This window comes from Wenyingzhuangia sp. IMCC45467, assembly GCF_054111205.1.
On the sequence record NZ_CM134196.1, the window covers coordinates 559,188 to 576,219 of the forward strand.

A 17,032-nucleotide genomic window follows, 5' to 3' on the forward strand; every position below is an offset into this window, starting at 1 on the left:
AGGAATCTTTTTTCAATGAGTAAATCCATGATATTTGGAGTTTTACTAGGAATTTTTGCTACGGCAACTTCATGCTCTAGTGATGATAATACAGGAACGGATAATTCTGGAACTGGAGATACCCAATTTTTTATTTCTGCAGCAGGAGAAGAATCAGAATATATTTTAACAACAAATTCTTTAGAGGAAGGGTCAACTTCTATTTCTGGAAACGGAATAGAATTAGAAATGACAGGCTATACTTGGTTGTTTGATGACAGTCCATCTACAGCAATTGGTTTGGTATACAATCAAGGTGATCCTGGAGTAGGGTTAGGGTATCAATTAGATGCTAATGGATTGTTACAAAAACAAGGTGAATTTCAAATTTCATCACGTTTTACCAATTATGGTTTTTTTGATCACTATGCTATTACCTCTGTAAGTGGACAAACTCCTGTTGATGAAAATGGAAATGCTTTAACTCATACCGATGGTTCTGAAAGACAAGATGGAACTACGTTTAACTTTATTGATTTAAATAACGGATTGTCTTTAGAAGAAAAAACAATTACCACTTTAAATATTGCAGGTAACGGAGAACAAGCTAGTTTATCTGGTATTGTAGATATGGGGAATGGAGAATTTTTATCTGCTTTGGTACTTTCTCAGGCTCAAGATGAAGAAGCTACAGGAGGAGCTAGTACAGGTACCGTAAATTATCCTAATAATGTATGGGTAGCTGCTTTTGATGAAAATTTAAATGTAGTTAGAATTTATGAAGATGATAGAATTAGTTATGCTTCTGGTAGATACCGTTCTAGATATTACTCTATGATTGCTCCTGACGATAATGGAAATGCCTATGTTTTTTCTGGTTCTTATGATAGTAACACCACCTTACCATGTGGAGCTTTAAGAATTAATGGAGGTGCCGATGATTTTGATCAAAACTATTACTTTAATATTGAAGCTTTAACAGGAGGATACCGTTTTCAACAAGTTTTCCATATTACAGGAGATTACTACTTGTTAAGATTTTATAATGAAGTTGAAGTTTCAAGTTCATCAGATCCTGCTACTCAATATGGAGTGGTAAATATGACAGCTAAAACTTTTTCTTGGTTAAGTGGAGATTTTCCTGAAAAGGAAAATATTGTAAGTATAGGTTTACCATACGCTCATGGTGGTAAAATGTATTTACCTATTACGGCTACAGGAGAATATCCAACAATCTATAATATTAATCCTACTACAGCCGTAGCTTCAAAAGGATTAGTTGTACAGTCTACCGATGTTAGAGCTATTGGAGTTTTAACAAAATAATCAAGCCATTTAGTTATACAAATCAAAAATGAAAAAAATAAAATTATCTATAGTTGCAGTATTGTTTGCTGCAACTATGTTTTCTCAAGAAAACGAATTGTTAAGTCGTGAATTTTGGTCAACGCAACCTATTGTATCACAAGTAAAAGCAAAAATAAAAGCAGGAAATAACCCTGTGGAAATGAGCGAAAGAAATTTTGATGTTTTAGCCACAGCAATTTTAGCAGGAGCACCTATAGAATCTATCGAATACTTGTTATCGTTACCAGAAACAAACATCAACACCAAAACGCACGAAGGAAGAACTTATTTAATTTGGGCTGCTGTCAAACAAAATGTGGAAGTTGTAAAATTACTACTAGAAAAAGGAGCTGCAGTAAATATTTTAGATACGCACGGAATTAATGCCATTAACATGGGAGCAAATGGTGGAATTGAGGATAAAGAATTCTACGATGCGTTAATTGCTAAAGGGGAAAATATTAAACAAACCAATAATTCTGGAGCAACTGCTATTTTGTTAATCTTGCAAAAACTAAAAGATCCTAGTATGATTGAGTACTTTGAATCTAAAGGTTTAAACATTCATAGCAAAGACAACGATGGAAATGGAGCGTTTAACTATGCTGCCAAAGGAGGAAATATTAAAATGATGAATGTGTTAATCAAGAAAGGATTGATACAAAAAGGAGTGAATAAAAAAGGAGAAACAGCTGTGTTAATAGCTAGTAAGGGAGCACGTAGGGCAACCCCAGAATTGGCAACTTTTAAATATTTAGCTTCTAAAGGATTTAAGTTAAATGTAGAAAATAAAGACGGACAAACACCATTAACTATTTTGGCATCTAAAACCAAAGATGTTGAATTGATTCAGTTTTTACTAGATGCGAAAAATGATGCTAATAAAGTTGATAATAGTGGAAATAATGCATTAATAAATGCTGCTGAAAAAAACTCTAAAGACGTAGTTGAATTGTTGGCTAGTAATACAATAGACATCAATACTAAAAACTCATTAGGAGAAACAGCTTTATCTAATGCAGTACAGGGGAATACATTAGAGGTGGTTTCTTATTTATTAAATCATGGAGCAAGTGTTAATGTACAAGATAAAGATGGATATTCTTTATTACATTATTGGGCTAAAAGTGGTAAGCAAAGGAATGCACCATCAAAGCCGAATCAAGATATTTTAACATTATTAGTGTCAAAAGGATTAAATGCGAAAGGATCTCAACCTAATGGAAATACTCTTTTGCATGAAGCCGTTCAAGAAAACAATATTCATTTAATTAAACAATCTTTAACATTAGGAGTTGATATTAATGCTAAAAACAATGAAGGAAACACAGCTTTGTTATTAGCAGCATTGAATGCAAAAAACACAGAAGTTTTAAATTTATTAATAGCTAACGGAGCAGATAAAAAAACAACAAGTTCTTTTGGAGAAACTGCTTTTGATTTGGCTAGTGAAAACGAAATTTTATCTAAAAGTAAAATTGATATCAATTTTTTAAAATAGTTAGAAATGAAAAAAATGAATCTTATAAAAATTTTGGGAGGTTTTATTTTACTTATTTCTGTTTTTGCTTTTTCCAAACCAACCGTAAATAACAACAATGTTGTTAAAGTAAAATGTTTACTACAAACTACCAATTACAGTGGAGAAGGAGCTTATATTGTAGTGTCTTTAATAGATAACAAAGGTAACTATGTAAAAACTCTTTATATGCAAGGTCAAGATGAAAAATGGTATGATACTTTAAAAGAGTGGTGGAAAAATATTGGAGAAACAGCTACAAATATTGATGAAATTAGCGGTGCAACCATTACTCCAGGAGCAAGAAGTATTATAAATTTTAACATTCCAGAAGATAAATTAAACAAAGGATATTCATTGCGTTTTGAGAGTGCTGTAGAAGATAAAGACTATTTTGAAAAAGATGTTGAGATTGATTTAAATAAAGAAAATCTTAAAGGAAAATTTAATGGAAATGGGTATATTCGCTACGTAAGATTAATTTTTAATTAAACTCATTATAAATGATTACTTCTATATGGAGATACAGCCACTTAAGCCTGGCTGTATCTTCCTTTTTGTTTATAGTAATAGCTGCAGTTACTGGAGTGATACTTGCTTTTGAACCGATTTCACAAGAAGCTTTTGCTTTTAATAAAACAGTAGATATTTCTAAAGTTTCTGTTTCAGAAACCATACAGCAACTTAAAAATAATTATGACGAAGTTTACAGTGTAACAGTAAACAAGAGTAATTTAGTAAGTACTTCTGTGTTGACTTTAGATGGTGAGATGGAAGAATTTTACATAAATCCTATTACTGCTAAAAAAATTGGAAACTTACAAGAAGAGTCTACCGTTTTTAATTTTGCTAGAGCTTTACATAGATCTTTGTTTTTAAAAACAACTGGTCGTTATTTTGTTGCTTTTACCTCTTTTATTTTGTTTTTGATTAGTATTACAGGACTCATATTGGTTATTAAAAGGCAACAAGGAATAAAAAAGTTCTTTTCAAAAATAGTAAATGAGAACTTTTATCAATTTAGCCATGTATATTTAGGAAGATTATCTTTAATACCTATTTTAATGATAACATTGACAGGAGTTTATTTATCATTTTTCCACCTAGATGTTTTAAGTCATGTAAAATTATCACACCAAATTGATTATGAAAAAGTAGTAGAAACACCAACCTTAAATCTTGTTGATTTTCCCATATTTAAGAATACACCGCTTTCACAAGTAAAATCAATTGAATTTCCTTTTTCTGAAGATGTTGAGGATTATTATCAATTAAATTTAGAGGACAAAGAATTATTAATCAATCAATATACAGGAAAAATATTAAGCGAATTAAAATATCCTTTTAATGAACTTTTTTATAACTGGAGCTGGAATTTACATACTGGAGAAGGAAGTTGGATGTGGTCAGTAGTTTTACTTTTATCATCTATAAGTATTTTATTTTTTATATACTCAGGATTTAAAATTACTTTAAAAAGAAAGAAATCTAAAATTAAAAATAAGTACAAGTTAAAAGATTGTAATTATTTAATTCTTGTAGGATCGGAAACAGGAAGCACTATTACTTTTGCTACATGGGTATATCAGCAAATTATAAACGCCAACAAAAAGGTATACATTGCTCAAATGAATCATTTTAAATATCATGATAATATTGAGCATATCATGGTTTTTACAGCTACTTATGGGGTAGGAGAAGCCCCAGCTAATGCAATTAAATTTAAAAATATTTTTAATGCAGAAAACATTCAATATCCTTTTAGTTACAGTATTGTAGGGTTTGGTTCTTTTGCTTATCCTGACTTTTGCAAATATGCATATGAGGTTGAAAACCTATTAGAGCAACACAAAATGAGTAGATGTTTAATGCATTTACATACAGTAAATAATAAATCAGTAGAAGCATTTAATCAATGGATCATACAATGGAGTCAAGTAAGTAATATTCCAGTAAAAACATTAGAAAATAACGTAGAAGTTTCTAAAAAAAAGAAAAAAGAAAATTATGAAGTGGTATTAAAAACAGAATTAACACCTAAGCATCATCATTTTTTAGTAGCATTAAAAAAGAACAAACACCGTTTTAAATCTGGAGATTTATTAGCCATATCACCAGATTCTAAAAATCATGATAGATTATATTCTGTAGGAGTTACCAAGGAGAATAATATTCTATTAAGTGTAAAGTTACATCAAAAAGGACTATGCTCTAATTATCTAAATAATTTATTATTAGGTGATGTTGTTAAGGCTTCACGGCTTAAAAACAAAGAATTTCAATTTCCAAAAAAAGCAAAAAACGTGGTAATGATTGCCACAGGTACAGGAATAGCACCATTTTTAGGTATGATGGAAAATAACATTACTAAAATTCCTTTAACCTTATATTGGGGTGCTAAAGACAAAACAGCTTTGGAACCTTATGCAACTTATATTGATAATAACATCAACAAGGGGCAATTAAATACCTTTATCCCTGCTTATTCTAGAGAAGGTAAAGAAAAAATATATGTACAGAATTTACTTAATATAGATGAAGAATTTATAATGAATACCTTTAAAAACAAAGGTGTTATTATGATTTGTGGCTCCGTAGCAATGCAAAAAGAAGTTCTTAATCTATTAAATGAAATATGTTTAAAAGGCGATAATAAAACACTTAGTTATTATCAGCAAAAAAAACAATTAAGAATGGATTGTTATTAAAAAATCACAAAACACTATTAAGACTCTTTTTATTAAAGATTTTTTTATTTTTTCATCAAAACATATAATATTACAAATAATTGATAGTTTTTTGTGTTTACAAGTGTTATATTATAAATATTAACTGTTGTTTAATACGATTTAGTTAACAGGATAGAGCAGGATACTAATACTTGTAAAATTCTATAGATTGCAATCTAAATGTGTGTTTAACACTTAAAAATGCATTTATTTTTCAACTAAACTTAAAAACTAAACTAATTTAAAAATGAAATGTAACTTTAATTATGTCTCAAAATTGTTAATGGCATCAATGCTAATTACTGCAACATCGTGTAATTTTGATGAATTGCCTGATCCACCAAATAATAACGATAATACGCTAAGAAATTTAAACTTTTTGGAAATTGTACCAGGGCAAAATAAAGTGTCTGTAAAAGGAGTTGTAGATGATCCAAATGTTACAGAAGTTAAAATATATTGGAATAATGATGCAGATGTGGTTTCAATTCCATTAGATTCCCCAACCAAAGAAGATACAATTAGAACTGAAATAAATAATTTAAGTGAAAAATTGTATTTATTTAAAATTAAGACTTTTGATGATAAAGGAAATAGTTCAATATCAATTACCAGTGGATCTAAAGTATATGGGAGTAATTATATTTTAAATTTAAAAAATAGAAACATTACAGCTAGTAAATTAGATAATGAGTTTTTAAATATAGAACTAGAGTCTTCATCAAATTCAGGAGGGAATTTAGGTACAGAAATTCTATACCAAAGTACTGATGGAAATGAAAAAACACTCTTTATAATTCCAAAAAGTAATAATTTAGATATTTTAGATTTTGTGTCGGGGTCAACTGTAAAATATCGTTCTGCTTATGCTTTTTCACCTGTTAGCAAAGATACAGTGTTTACTGAATATAGTACGCACAAACCATTAGTAGTTCCAAAATTACAAAACGCAGCTGTTCCATTTATTGCAGAAACTACAAATGGTAGATGGGGAACATTAGGTACTCCATGGATTACAAATGATGCAGCTAAAAACCACGGAGGTTTAGGTGGTTGGGATGAATGGAATGGGAACATTTTTAACATGGAATCTGGTTGGGGAGAACCAAGTATAGTTAACGGTAAAGTTCACCAAGTAATCACTTTAGATCCAGCAAATTATAAGTTAATAATTAATATTAGAGACACCAATCATAATACAAATCCTGATGGAGCATATTTTGTAGCATCTAAAGGTAATACTGGTATACCTAACGTAGAAAATGTAGAAGAAAATTCTGATCCTGATAATATTAATTTAAATGATGATATTGACACAAATGATATTTTAGTATTAGGATATACAAAAATTGAGGTTGCTAGTGGAATTGTTGAAGTAGATTTTGTTGTAGAAACTACAACAGAAGTTTCAATAGGAATTGTAGCAACACAATTAGGAAATAATTTCTGTAATGTTCTTTCATGGGAATTAACGGGGTCTAATTAAAAGAAACTATTTAACAATAAAAAAAAGCGATATTTTTAGTATCGCTTTTTTTATTAATTTAATTTCGACTTTAATGTAAAAAACTAGTTGTGATCATAATTTACTTATGTAGATAGATATAGTTTTATGTTGCTATATATTTTAAAGTGGATATCCATTTTTATTAATAGCCACTTTAGCTATTTCTTTCTTTAAGGCCACTATATTTGGGAAGTTAGTATATTTGGTAAAACGTTTTAATCCCATTAATAACATACGTTGTTCATCGTTTTCTGTAAAAGAAATAATAGCTTCTTTTCCTTTTCTATTAATAGTTTCAACAGCGTTAAACAAGTTTAATTTTGTCATGGCTATTTGTAAAGAAGTTTCTTTTTCAGAAGTTTTATAGACTAATTTTTCAGTCTTTAACAAAGTAGATTCAGCCATATAAATTTCAATTAATATTTCAGCAGCACATAAAACTATTTCTTGTTGTTTTTCTAATTCCATTCCAAATTTTTCCACAGCTTTACCAGCAATCATTAAAAATACTTTTTTTAGCTTGGTTAAAATCTCTTTTTCTTCAGCAAACAATTCTGAATAATCAGGAGTTTCAAAGGATGGAATTGACATCAAATCATTAGCAACATTCATAGCAGGAGTCATCAAATCAATTTCTCCTTTTAATGCTTTTTTCACTAACATTCCAACGGTTAAAAGTCTATTGATTTCATTAGTTCCTTCATAGATTCTAGAAATACGAGCATCTCTCCAGGCACCTTCCATAGGAGTATCTTCAGAGAATCCCATTCCTCCATATATCTGTAAACCTTCATCAGCGTTAAATTGTCCAACCTCTGATCCGTATACTTTTAATATTGCACATTCTAAAGCAAAATCTTCAACACCTTTTAACTCTGCATCAGCATGAGGCATTCCATCAGTAATTAAAGCATCTATTTTCTTTTGAATATCACCTGCAGCTCTGTACACACCACTTTCTGTAACAAAAGTTTTGGTAGTCATTAAGGCTATTTTTTCTTGTACAGCTCCAAAATTTGCAATACTAGTTCCAAATTGTTTACGCTCATTAGCATAATTTACTGCGTTGTTTATAATTCTTCTACTTGCATCTAAACAAGCTGCAGCCAATTTAATACGTCCAATATTTAAAATATTTAGTGCTATTTTAAATCCGTTTTGTCTGTCTGACAACATATTCTCTACAGGAACAACAGTTTCATTATAAAACACCTGTCTAGTAGAAGAGGCTCTAATTCCTAATTTCTTTTCTTCTTCACCCATTGTAATTCCGTTTGGGTTATCTTTATCATACTCAACAATAAAAGCTGTTAAATTTTTATCGTCTTCTATGCGAGCAAATACAATCATTAGACTACAAAAACCTGCATTTGAAATCCACATTTTTTGTCCTGATATTTTGTAGTGCGTTCCATCAGCAGATAAAACAGCTTTGGTTTTTCCTGAATTTGCATCAGAACCTGCACCAGGCTCAGTTAAACAATATGAACCAAACCATTCACCTGAAGTTAACTTAGGAACATATTTTTGTTTTTGTTCTTCGGTTCCATATAAAACAATTGGCATGGTTCCTATTCCTGTATGTGCTCCAAAAGCAGTGGCAAAAGACCCTGTAGCACCAGAAATATAATCACAAACTAGAATTGTAGACATAAAAGGCATTCCCATTCCTCCATAAGCCTCTGGAACAGCTATGCTTAAGAATCCCATTTCACCAGCTTTTACCATTAATTCTTCGGTAAAAGCATAATCTTTTTTCTCAAAACGTTCTTTATGTGGCCACACTTCACGATCAATAAATTCCTTTACGGAATCACGCATCATGAGTTGTTCCTCATCAAAATCTTCCACTATAAATACATTGTTATAGTCTGTTTCTTTTATTACAAATTCTCCTCCTTTAATTAGCTTGCTCATTTTTTTATTTTTTATGTTTTTGGAAAACGGGTTAATTGATTTGTTATATGATTATTTTAAAAACTCATAAACACCTGCTGCTCCTTGTCCTGTACCCACACACATGGTTACAATTCCGTATTTGTTTTTTCTTCTTCTCATTTCATTGATTAACTGTACTGATAATTTTGCTCCGGTACAGCCTAATGGATGACCTAAAGCAATAGCACCTCCATTTACGTTTACAATGTCAGGATTTAAACCTAATTCTTTGATAACCGCTAAAGATTGTGAAGCAAAAGCTTCATTTAATTCAATTAATTCAATATCATTTTTTGTCAAACCAGCTCTCTCTAATGCTTTTGGAATAGCCATAACAGGACCAATACCCATAATTCTAGGTTCTACTCCAACAGCAGCAAAAGAAACCAATCTAGCAACAGGTTCAAGATTTAATTCTTTTACCATTTCTTCGCTCATTACAATTACAAATGCAGCTCCATCACTCATTTGAGAGGAGTTTCCGGCTGTTACAGATCCGTTGTTAGCAAATACGGGTCTTAATTTACCTAAAGCCTCAATAGAAGTATCTTTTCTTGGTCCTTCATCTTGAGTAACTGTATAATTTCTGGTTTGCTTTTTCCCATTTTCATCTACAAAAATTTCTTCAATATCAATAGGAACAATATCATCTTCAAATAAATTATTAGCTTGTGCTTTTAAAGCTTTTTGATGTGAATTATAGGCAAACTCATCTTGTTGTGCTCTAGATACTTTAAACTCATTGGCAACAGCTTCTGCTGTTAGTCCCATTCCCCAATAATATTCTTCGTTACCTGCTTTGGTTTCTTTATAGTTAGGAGAGGGTTTATAGCCTCCCATAGGAATATAAGACATGCTTTCTACACCACCTGCAATAATACAGTCGGCCATTCCTGATTGAATTTTTGCAGCTGCTATGGCAATGGTTTCTATACCAGAGGCACAATATCTATTAACTGTCATTCCTGCAACATCATCAATTTTTAGTCCCATTAAAGATATCAAACGTCCCATGTTTAACCCTTGTTCTGCTTCTGGCATTGCGTTTCCTACAATTACATCATCTACTCTAGATTTATCTAATTCAGGTGTTTTTTCTAATAAATATTCTATGGTTTCTGCAGCTAATTCATCGGGTCTTTTAAACCTAAATAATCCTTTAGGAGCTTTTCCTACGGCTGTTCTATATCCTTTTATTATGTATGCTGTTTTCATAACATTAGTTTTGAGTTTTTAGAAATGAGTTTTTAGAATTTCAATACATTGTTCTAAAATTTCATTTAACTTATTTTTATGTATTAGATTTAATTCCTGACAAAGTATTAATTGAGTATGTAATTCATATGAAGAACCATTGGTGATACCTAAAAAATGATAAAATTCATTATTAGTATTTCTTCCAGCTCCTTCAGCTATATTTGATGCAATAGAAATAGAACTTCTTTTTGTTTGACTAACTAATCCAAACTTTTCATCGCTAGGTAATTCCGAAACCATCATATAAACTTTTTTATTAAGTTCTATAGATTTCTGCCAAATTTTTAAATTTTCTATTTTATGCATTATAATAGTTCTAAATTCTCAATACTCAAATCTACTTCTCTAATTCCTTAACGGTTTTCCTGTTTTTAACATGTGCTGAATTCTTTCTAAGGTTTTCTTTTCTCCTAGTAGAGATAAAAAAGCTTCACGTTCTAAATTCAATAAATATTGTTCAGATACAAATGAAGGTTCCGATAAATCTCCACCAGCCATTACATATCCTAATTTATTAGCAATTAGCCTATCGTGTTCAGAGGCATATTTACCTGCAACCAAACTATCAGCACCAACCTGAAACATACCTAATACTTGTTGACCTAAAACTTTTACTTTTTGAGGAGTAGGAGTTAGGTAACCATCATCTAACATTTGTAATGCATATTTTTTTGCAGTAGCTATTTGTTGATGTTCATTTACAACAACTAAATCTTTATGTTGTTCATAATAACCTAAATCATAAGCTTCATGTGCCGAAGTTGCTACTTTTGCCATGGCTATATTGATAAAAGCATCTCTCATTCTATTGAGTTTTACATCATCTTTTAACACCATATCTGATACTCTTTTGGTCATTTCTTTGGTTCCTCCACCTCCAGGAATAACACCAACTCCAAACTCAACAAGACCTGTATAAGTTTCTGCAGCAGCAATTACTTTATCGGCATGTAAACTCAATTCGCAACCACCTCCTAAGGTCATTCCTCTAGGAGTAATTAGGGTAGGACAAGAGGAGTAACGCATTCTCATTACTGTGTTTTGAAAATATTGTACAGCAAAATTTAATTCATCATATTCTTGTTCTACTGCCAATAAGAACACCATGGCTAAATTGGCTCCTACAGAAAAATTAGCTGCTTGGTTTCCTAAAATAACTGCATCATACTCACTTTCGGCCAAATCAATACCTTTATTAATGGCTTGTAAAACCCCGCTACCTAGAGTATTCATTTTTGATTGAAACTCTACATTTAAAATACCATCACCTAAATGCTGTATAGAAGCTTCTGAATTAGACCAAATGGTTTGAGTTTCTCTAATATTATCTAGAATGATAAAACTATCTTGACCAGGTATTTTTACTTGTTCTTTTGATGAAATATCATACACATATTTTTTTCCTTGTTTAACAGAATAAAAACTTGTGTTATTTGATGTTTTAAAATCTTCAATCCAAGTAGCACAAGTTAAATTTTCACTTTCTATCAAAGCCAACCCTTTTTCAAATCCAATGGCATCCCAAATTTCAAAAGGTCCATGCTGCCAACCAAAACCAGCTTTCATAGCATCGTCAATTCTATAAATTTCATCAGAAATTTCTGGAATTCTATGGGTAACATAGGCAAACAAAGCCGCAAATGTTTTTCTATAAAAGGTTCCTGCTTTGTCTTGTCCTTTAATTAAAACTTTAAACCTATCAGCAACCCTATCAATGGTTTTTGTAGCGGCTAAACTCTTAAAACTTACTTTTTTTGATGGATTGTATTCTAAAGTATTTAAATCTAAAGCTAAAATGGATTTTTTACCTTCGTGATCTACGTGTTTTTTGTAAAAACCTTTTCCTGATTTACTTCCCAACCATTTATTATCTAACATGGTTTTAATAAAGTCTGGAATCTTAAATAATTCTACAGATTCATCGTCTTTACAATTTTGGTATAACCCATTGGCTACGTGAATCAAAGTATCCAAACCAACCACATCAACCGTTCTAAAAGTGGCAGATTTAGGCCTACCAATAATTGGTCCTGTTAGTTTGTCTACTTCTTCCACAGTCATATCCAAATCTTTTACAATATGGAGCATACTCATAATCCCAAAAATCCCGATTCTGTTCCCAATAAATGCAGGAGTATCCTTAGCTAATACAGTTGTTTTTCCTAAGAACTTTGAACCAAAATTCATTAAAAAATCAACAACTTCTTGCTTGCAGTCTGGACCAGGAATTACTTCAAAAAGTTTTAAATATCTTGGAGGATTAAAAAAGTGAGTCACTGCAAAATGTTCTCTAAAATCTTGAGAGCGACCTTTGTTCATATATTGAATTGGAATACCAGAAGTATTACTTGTTATAAAAGTTCCTGGTTTTCTGTGTTTTTCTATTTGCTCAAACACTTTTTGTTTAATGTCTAGTCTTTCTACAACTACTTCTATTATCCAATCAACATCATTTAATTTTTCTGCATCAGTAGTTAAATTACCTGTGTTAATTCTATTGACAAATTTTTTATTGTAAAGAGGAGCAGGATTAGAGTTTATAGCTGATTGTAAATTGGTGTTTACAACTCTATTTTGCACCAATGGATGATCTAAAGTTAAACCTTTTGATTTTTCTTTTTCTGATAATTCATTGGGAGCAATATCTAACAACAAAACTTGAACTCCAATATTGGCAAAATGACAAGCAATTCCAGATCCCATAATTCCAGATCCAATAACTGCTATTTTTTTTATATGTTTTTTCATCTTAAAAGATTAATTTTTGTTCTATCAATTCTTGTATGGTTTCTGTTACGTTTAAAAAAGCATCTATTTGTTTTTGAGTTAAATTATTTGCAACAGTTTGATTAAATTTTAATACAATTTCTTTAGAAATTTCTCGTTGCTTTTTTCCTTCATCTGTTAGTTTGATCAAAACACTTCTACCATCTTCAGGATTTTTTTCTCTATATATCAAGCCAGATTCTTCCATTTTTTTTAAAGTTCTTGATAGGCTTGTTGCTTCGATTCCCATTCTAGGCCCAAGCATGGTTGATGGAGTTCCATTTTTATAATGTATGTTTATTAAAACAAAGCCTACAGTCATAGAGCTATTTTTTTTAATAGCTTCTTCGTTATACATTTTACTTATACTTTGCCATGTATATCTAAACAAGTAATCAAAATTTGCAACATGATCTTCTTTCATTTTTTTTCTTTTAAAGATAACAAAAATAACTATGCTTGCACAACAAATATTGTTTTTTCATAAAAAAACAGTCAATAAATAATCAATTACACAACAAATTGCCTTTATAAATACCATTTAAAGATAAGTAATTAATCAACGAATATTATAAAATAACTCATGAACATATAATATCTTTGGACTTCTTAAAAAGAATCAAAGCATTTATGCAAGAAACTATTATAAGTATTCAAGAACTTTCTAAAACCTACGGTGTAAAAACGGCTTTAAATAAAATATCTATAGATATTAATAAAGGAAGTATTTATGGATTGATTGGTCAAAATGGAGCAGGAAAAACATCTTTGATTAGAATTTTAAATCAAATTATTGATGCCAATAGTGGAGAAATCATTTTTAAAGGAAAAAAAATAACTCCAGAAGCAGTTCAGTATATAGGATATTTACCCGAAGAACGTGGGCTTTACAAAAACATGACCATTGAAGAACAAGCTCTATATTTTGGACAATTAAAAGGAATGACCAAATTACACGCTTTAGAGCAATTGAATTATTGGTTAAATAGATTTGATATTGCTGATTGGAAAAAGAAAAAAATACAAGGACTTTCTAAAGGAATGGCTCAAAAAGTACAATTTATTATTACTGTTATACATCAACCAGATTTGTTAATTCTAGATGAGCCTTTTAGTGGTTTTGATCCTATCAACGCAAATTTAATCGCCAAAGAAATTAAAACATTGGCTAAAAATGGTACTACAGTTATTTTTTCATCTCACAGAATGGAATCTGTGGCAGAAATGTGTGATAATCTGTGCTTAATTCATCATGGAAATATTTTACTTGAAGGGAGCATTACCAGTATTCAAAAAAAGTATGCTCAAGAAATTTTTGAAATAACTTTAGAAAATTATGATGAGCAATTATTAACAAGTTTTATAGAGAACCCATTGTACAAAACTACAATAACAAACAAGCAAGATGAAGAGGTTCGTTTTGAAGTGGTTAAAAACACTATGACATCAGACACGTTACTGCAAGATTTATTAAATATTGGACAAGTAACTGCTTACAAACAACACATTCCTAGTTTACAAGATATTTTTATTAAAACCATAGAAAATGCATAAGTTACTACTAATTATACAACGTGAGTTTATTACCAAAGTACGTAGTAAAGCATATTTGGTATTAATATTTTTAAGTCCAATATTAATGATTGGAATGTTTGCTGCCATTTTTTATTTTGCAGGTAAAGAGAGTAAAGACAATTATAAAAAAGTTTCTCTTTTGGCCATTACAACTCCAGAAATAGCGTTAGATATTCAAAAAGAAAATCCAAACATTATTTTAGAAATTGGCAATGCTATCTCTTTTAAGCAGGCCAAAACATTGGTAAATGATAATGATTATGATGGTTTAGTGTATGCAAATCCATTAGCAAACATCATGGAGATTTATGGAGATGATAAAATTCCTCTACACTCCTTAGAAACCATTTTAGAAAAACACTGGGTATTACAACAGCTAAAAAGCAATGGTGTTAATACAAAAATCATCAAACAAGCTACCGAAGAAATTCCAATACACTACACTAAAAAAGATGATTCTGAGGCAACTATAAAAAAATGGGTTAAAGGAACTGTTGCCATTGGTACAGGATATTTAATTATGATGTTTGTAATCATTTATGGAAATTCTGTAATGCGTAGTATTATTGAAGAAAAAAATAGCAGAGTGGTAGAAATTATGGTTTGTACCGTAAAACCCTTTCAGTTAATGCTAGGTAAAATTATAGGAAATGCCTTGGCAGGTATTTTACAGTTTTTAATATGGGGGATTTTACTTTTAGGTGGATTGGCTTTGTTAGAAATTTACTTTCCATCCATTGGAGGAAATTCTGCCAAAGTAGATCAAATATTTAGCATTATTTGGCAAATAAATTATACCGAAATTTTTATAGGATTTATACTTTTCTTTTTAAGCGGATATTTTTTATACAGCGCTTTTTATGCAGCTGTAGGGGCTGCCGTTAGTAGCGAAACAGACACCCAACAATTTGTACATCCTATATTATTGCCATTAATGTTTGCCGTGTATATTGGTATTGTAACTGTGGTAAATGGAAATCCAAGTGGAAGCACAGCCACCTTGTTTTCTTTTATTCCTTTTACCTCTCCAATTGTTATGTTAATGCGTATTCCTTTTGGGGTTCCTGCATGGCAAATAATTTTGTCCTTGGCATTATTATTGGTTAGTTTTATCACAACGGTTTATATAGCAAGTAAAATTTACAGAATAGGTATTTTAACTTACGGAAATAAACCCAATATGAAACAACTGGTAAAATGGATGTTTCAAAAATAACCTTTGATATAAAAAATAACCATGAGTAAAATATTACTGATAGAAGATGAAGCAGCTATTAGACGTGTATTAAAACGTATAATTGCTGATGAAAACACAGCCTATAATGTAGAAGAAGCAGAAGATGGTATTTTAGGTATAGAAATGATTAAAGAACATGATTTTGACTTGATTCTTTGTGATATTAAAATGCCTAAAATGGATGGAGTAGAAGTCTTACAAAAAATTAAAGAAATAAAACCAGAAATTCCTGTCATCATGATTTCTGGACATGGTGATTTAGATACAGCTGTACAAACCATGAGAATGGGTGCCTATGATTATATTTCTAAACCGCCAGATTTAAACAGACTTTTAAACACTGTTCGTAATGCTTTAGACCAAAAACAATTAATTGTTGAAAACAGACAATTAAAGAAAAAAGTCAGTAAAAAATACGAAATGATTGGGGAGAGCAACCCAATTCAGCACATTAAAAAAATGATTGACAAAGTTGCTCCAACTGATGCTCGTGTGTTAATTACAGGGCCTAACGGAACAGGTAAAGAATTGGTTGCTCATAGATTACATGATTTAAGTGAACGTTCCAAAGCTCCCATGGTAGAAGTAAACTGTGCAGCCATTCCGTCAGAATTGATAGAAAGTGAATTGTTTGGGCATGTAAAAGGTTCTTTTACAGGAGCCAACAAAGATAGAGCAGGTAAGTTTGAAGCAGCCAATGCAGGAACCATTTTTTTAGATGAAATAGGGGATATGAGCCTTTCTGCACAAGCAAAAGTATTACGTGCTTTACAAGAAAACAAAATAAGTAGAGTTGGTTCTGATAAAGATATTAAGGTTGATGTAAGAGTATTAGCTGCTACCAATAAAGATTTACGTAAAGAAATTGCAGAAGGTAGATTTAGAGAAGATTTATATCACAGGTTAGCTGTTATTTTAATTCAGGTTCCTTCTTTAAACGATCGTAGAGACGACATACCTATGTTAATTAAGCATTTTGCTGTAATTATAGCCAAAGAGCAAGGAATGGCTCTAAAGACTTTCTCTGATGCAGCAATAACCAAACTTCAAGATTATAATTGGACAGGAAACATTCGTGAGTTAAGAAACGTGGTAGAACGTTTGTTAATTTTAGGTGAAAAAGAAATTAGCGCAATGGATGTAGAACTGTTTGCGAGTAAATAATCATAATTAAAAAA

At 30.7% G+C, this 17,032-nt stretch carries 13 protein-coding genes; 8 read left to right on the forward strand and 5 right to left on the reverse strand.

All coding sequences use genetic code 11. The features are described 5' to 3' along the window. Positions 1 to 15 precede the first annotated feature (15 nt). The 5 genes from ACXGQT_RS02560 (at position 16) to ACXGQT_RS02580 (ending at position 7,060) form a co-directional block, all read left to right on the forward strand. Positions 16 to 1,305, forward strand: coding sequence for a DUF4374 domain-containing protein (locus ACXGQT_RS02560; protein ID WP_457829833.1), 1,290 nt, complete (start codon positions 16 to 18; stop codon positions 1,303 to 1,305). Positions 1,306 to 1,333: 28 nt separating this feature from the next. After that, positions 1,334 to 2,827: an ankyrin repeat domain-containing protein gene (locus ACXGQT_RS02565; RefSeq protein WP_457829834.1), complete on the forward strand. Its 1,494-nt coding sequence runs from the start codon at positions 1,334 to 1,336 to the stop codon at positions 2,825 to 2,827. Between the two features lie 15 nt (positions 2,828 to 2,842). Continuing rightward, positions 2,843 to 3,337 (forward strand): DUF2271 domain-containing protein, encoded by a 495-nt coding sequence (locus ACXGQT_RS02570; protein WP_457829835.1) that lies wholly within the window; start codon positions 2,843 to 2,845, stop codon positions 3,335 to 3,337. 11 nt (positions 3,338 to 3,348) lie between these two features. Continuing rightward, complete coding sequence (locus tag ACXGQT_RS02575) at positions 3,349 to 5,553, forward strand: PepSY domain-containing protein (protein WP_457829836.1); 2,205 nt, start codon at positions 3,349 to 3,351, stop codon at positions 5,551 to 5,553. 304 nt (positions 5,554 to 5,857) lie between these two features. Next, complete coding sequence (locus ACXGQT_RS02580; protein ID WP_457829837.1) at positions 5,858 to 7,060, forward strand: DUF4998 domain-containing protein; 1,203 nt, start codon at positions 5,858 to 5,860, stop codon at positions 7,058 to 7,060. 141 nt (positions 7,061 to 7,201) lie between these two features. Here the strand turns inward: ACXGQT_RS02580 and ACXGQT_RS02585 are convergent, their stop codons facing one another. The 5 genes from ACXGQT_RS02585 to ACXGQT_RS02605 are packed head-to-tail and all read right to left on the reverse strand — an operon-like array spanning position 7,202 to position 13,466. Further along, on the reverse strand, positions 7,202 to 8,998 hold the full coding sequence (locus tag ACXGQT_RS02585) for an acyl-CoA dehydrogenase family protein (RefSeq protein ID WP_457829838.1): 1,797 nt from the start codon (positions 8,996 to 8,998) through the stop codon (positions 7,202 to 7,204). A gap of 51 nt (positions 8,999 to 9,049) precedes the next feature. Further along, complete coding sequence (locus ACXGQT_RS02590; protein ID WP_457829839.1) at positions 9,050 to 10,234, reverse strand: acetyl-CoA C-acyltransferase; 1,185 nt, start codon at positions 10,232 to 10,234, stop codon at positions 9,050 to 9,052. Positions 10,235 to 10,252: 18 nt separating this feature from the next. Further along, the gene (locus ACXGQT_RS02595) at positions 10,253 to 10,582 is read right to left on the reverse strand and encodes a four helix bundle protein (protein WP_457829840.1); all 330 of its coding nucleotides are present in this window, start codon (positions 10,580 to 10,582) and stop codon (positions 10,253 to 10,255) included. 39 nt (positions 10,583 to 10,621) lie between these two features. Continuing rightward, positions 10,622 to 13,024, reverse strand: coding sequence for a 3-hydroxyacyl-CoA dehydrogenase/enoyl-CoA hydratase family protein (locus tag ACXGQT_RS02600; RefSeq protein ID WP_457829841.1), 2,403 nt, complete (start codon positions 13,022 to 13,024; stop codon positions 10,622 to 10,624). A 1-nt stretch (position 13,025) separates the two neighbouring features. Next, entirely contained in the window at positions 13,026 to 13,466 is a 441-nt protein-coding gene (locus tag ACXGQT_RS02605; protein ID WP_457829842.1) for a MarR family winged helix-turn-helix transcriptional regulator, read from the reverse strand. A gap of 206 nt (positions 13,467 to 13,672) precedes the next feature. Between ACXGQT_RS02605 and ACXGQT_RS02610 the strand changes: the two genes are divergently transcribed. From ACXGQT_RS02610 to ACXGQT_RS02620, 3 genes are read left to right on the forward strand one after another with little or no spacing between them, the layout of a single operon-like run. Beyond that, positions 13,673 to 14,596 carry an ABC transporter ATP-binding protein gene (locus tag ACXGQT_RS02610; RefSeq protein ID WP_457829843.1) on the forward strand — a complete coding sequence of 308 codons (924 nt, stop codon included), beginning with the start codon at positions 13,673 to 13,675 and terminating at the stop codon, positions 14,594 to 14,596. Next, complete coding sequence (locus tag ACXGQT_RS02615; RefSeq protein WP_457829844.1) at positions 14,589 to 15,833, forward strand: ABC transporter permease; 1,245 nt, start codon at positions 14,589 to 14,591, stop codon at positions 15,831 to 15,833. The genes ACXGQT_RS02610 and ACXGQT_RS02615 overlap by 8 nt, the downstream gene beginning before the upstream one ends. A gap of 21 nt (positions 15,834 to 15,854) precedes the next feature. Beyond that, the gene (locus ACXGQT_RS02620) at positions 15,855 to 17,018 is read left to right on the forward strand and encodes a sigma-54-dependent transcriptional regulator (protein ID WP_457829845.1); all 1,164 of its coding nucleotides are present in this window, start codon (positions 15,855 to 15,857) and stop codon (positions 17,016 to 17,018) included. The last annotated feature ends 14 nt before the right edge of the window (positions 17,019 to 17,032 follow it).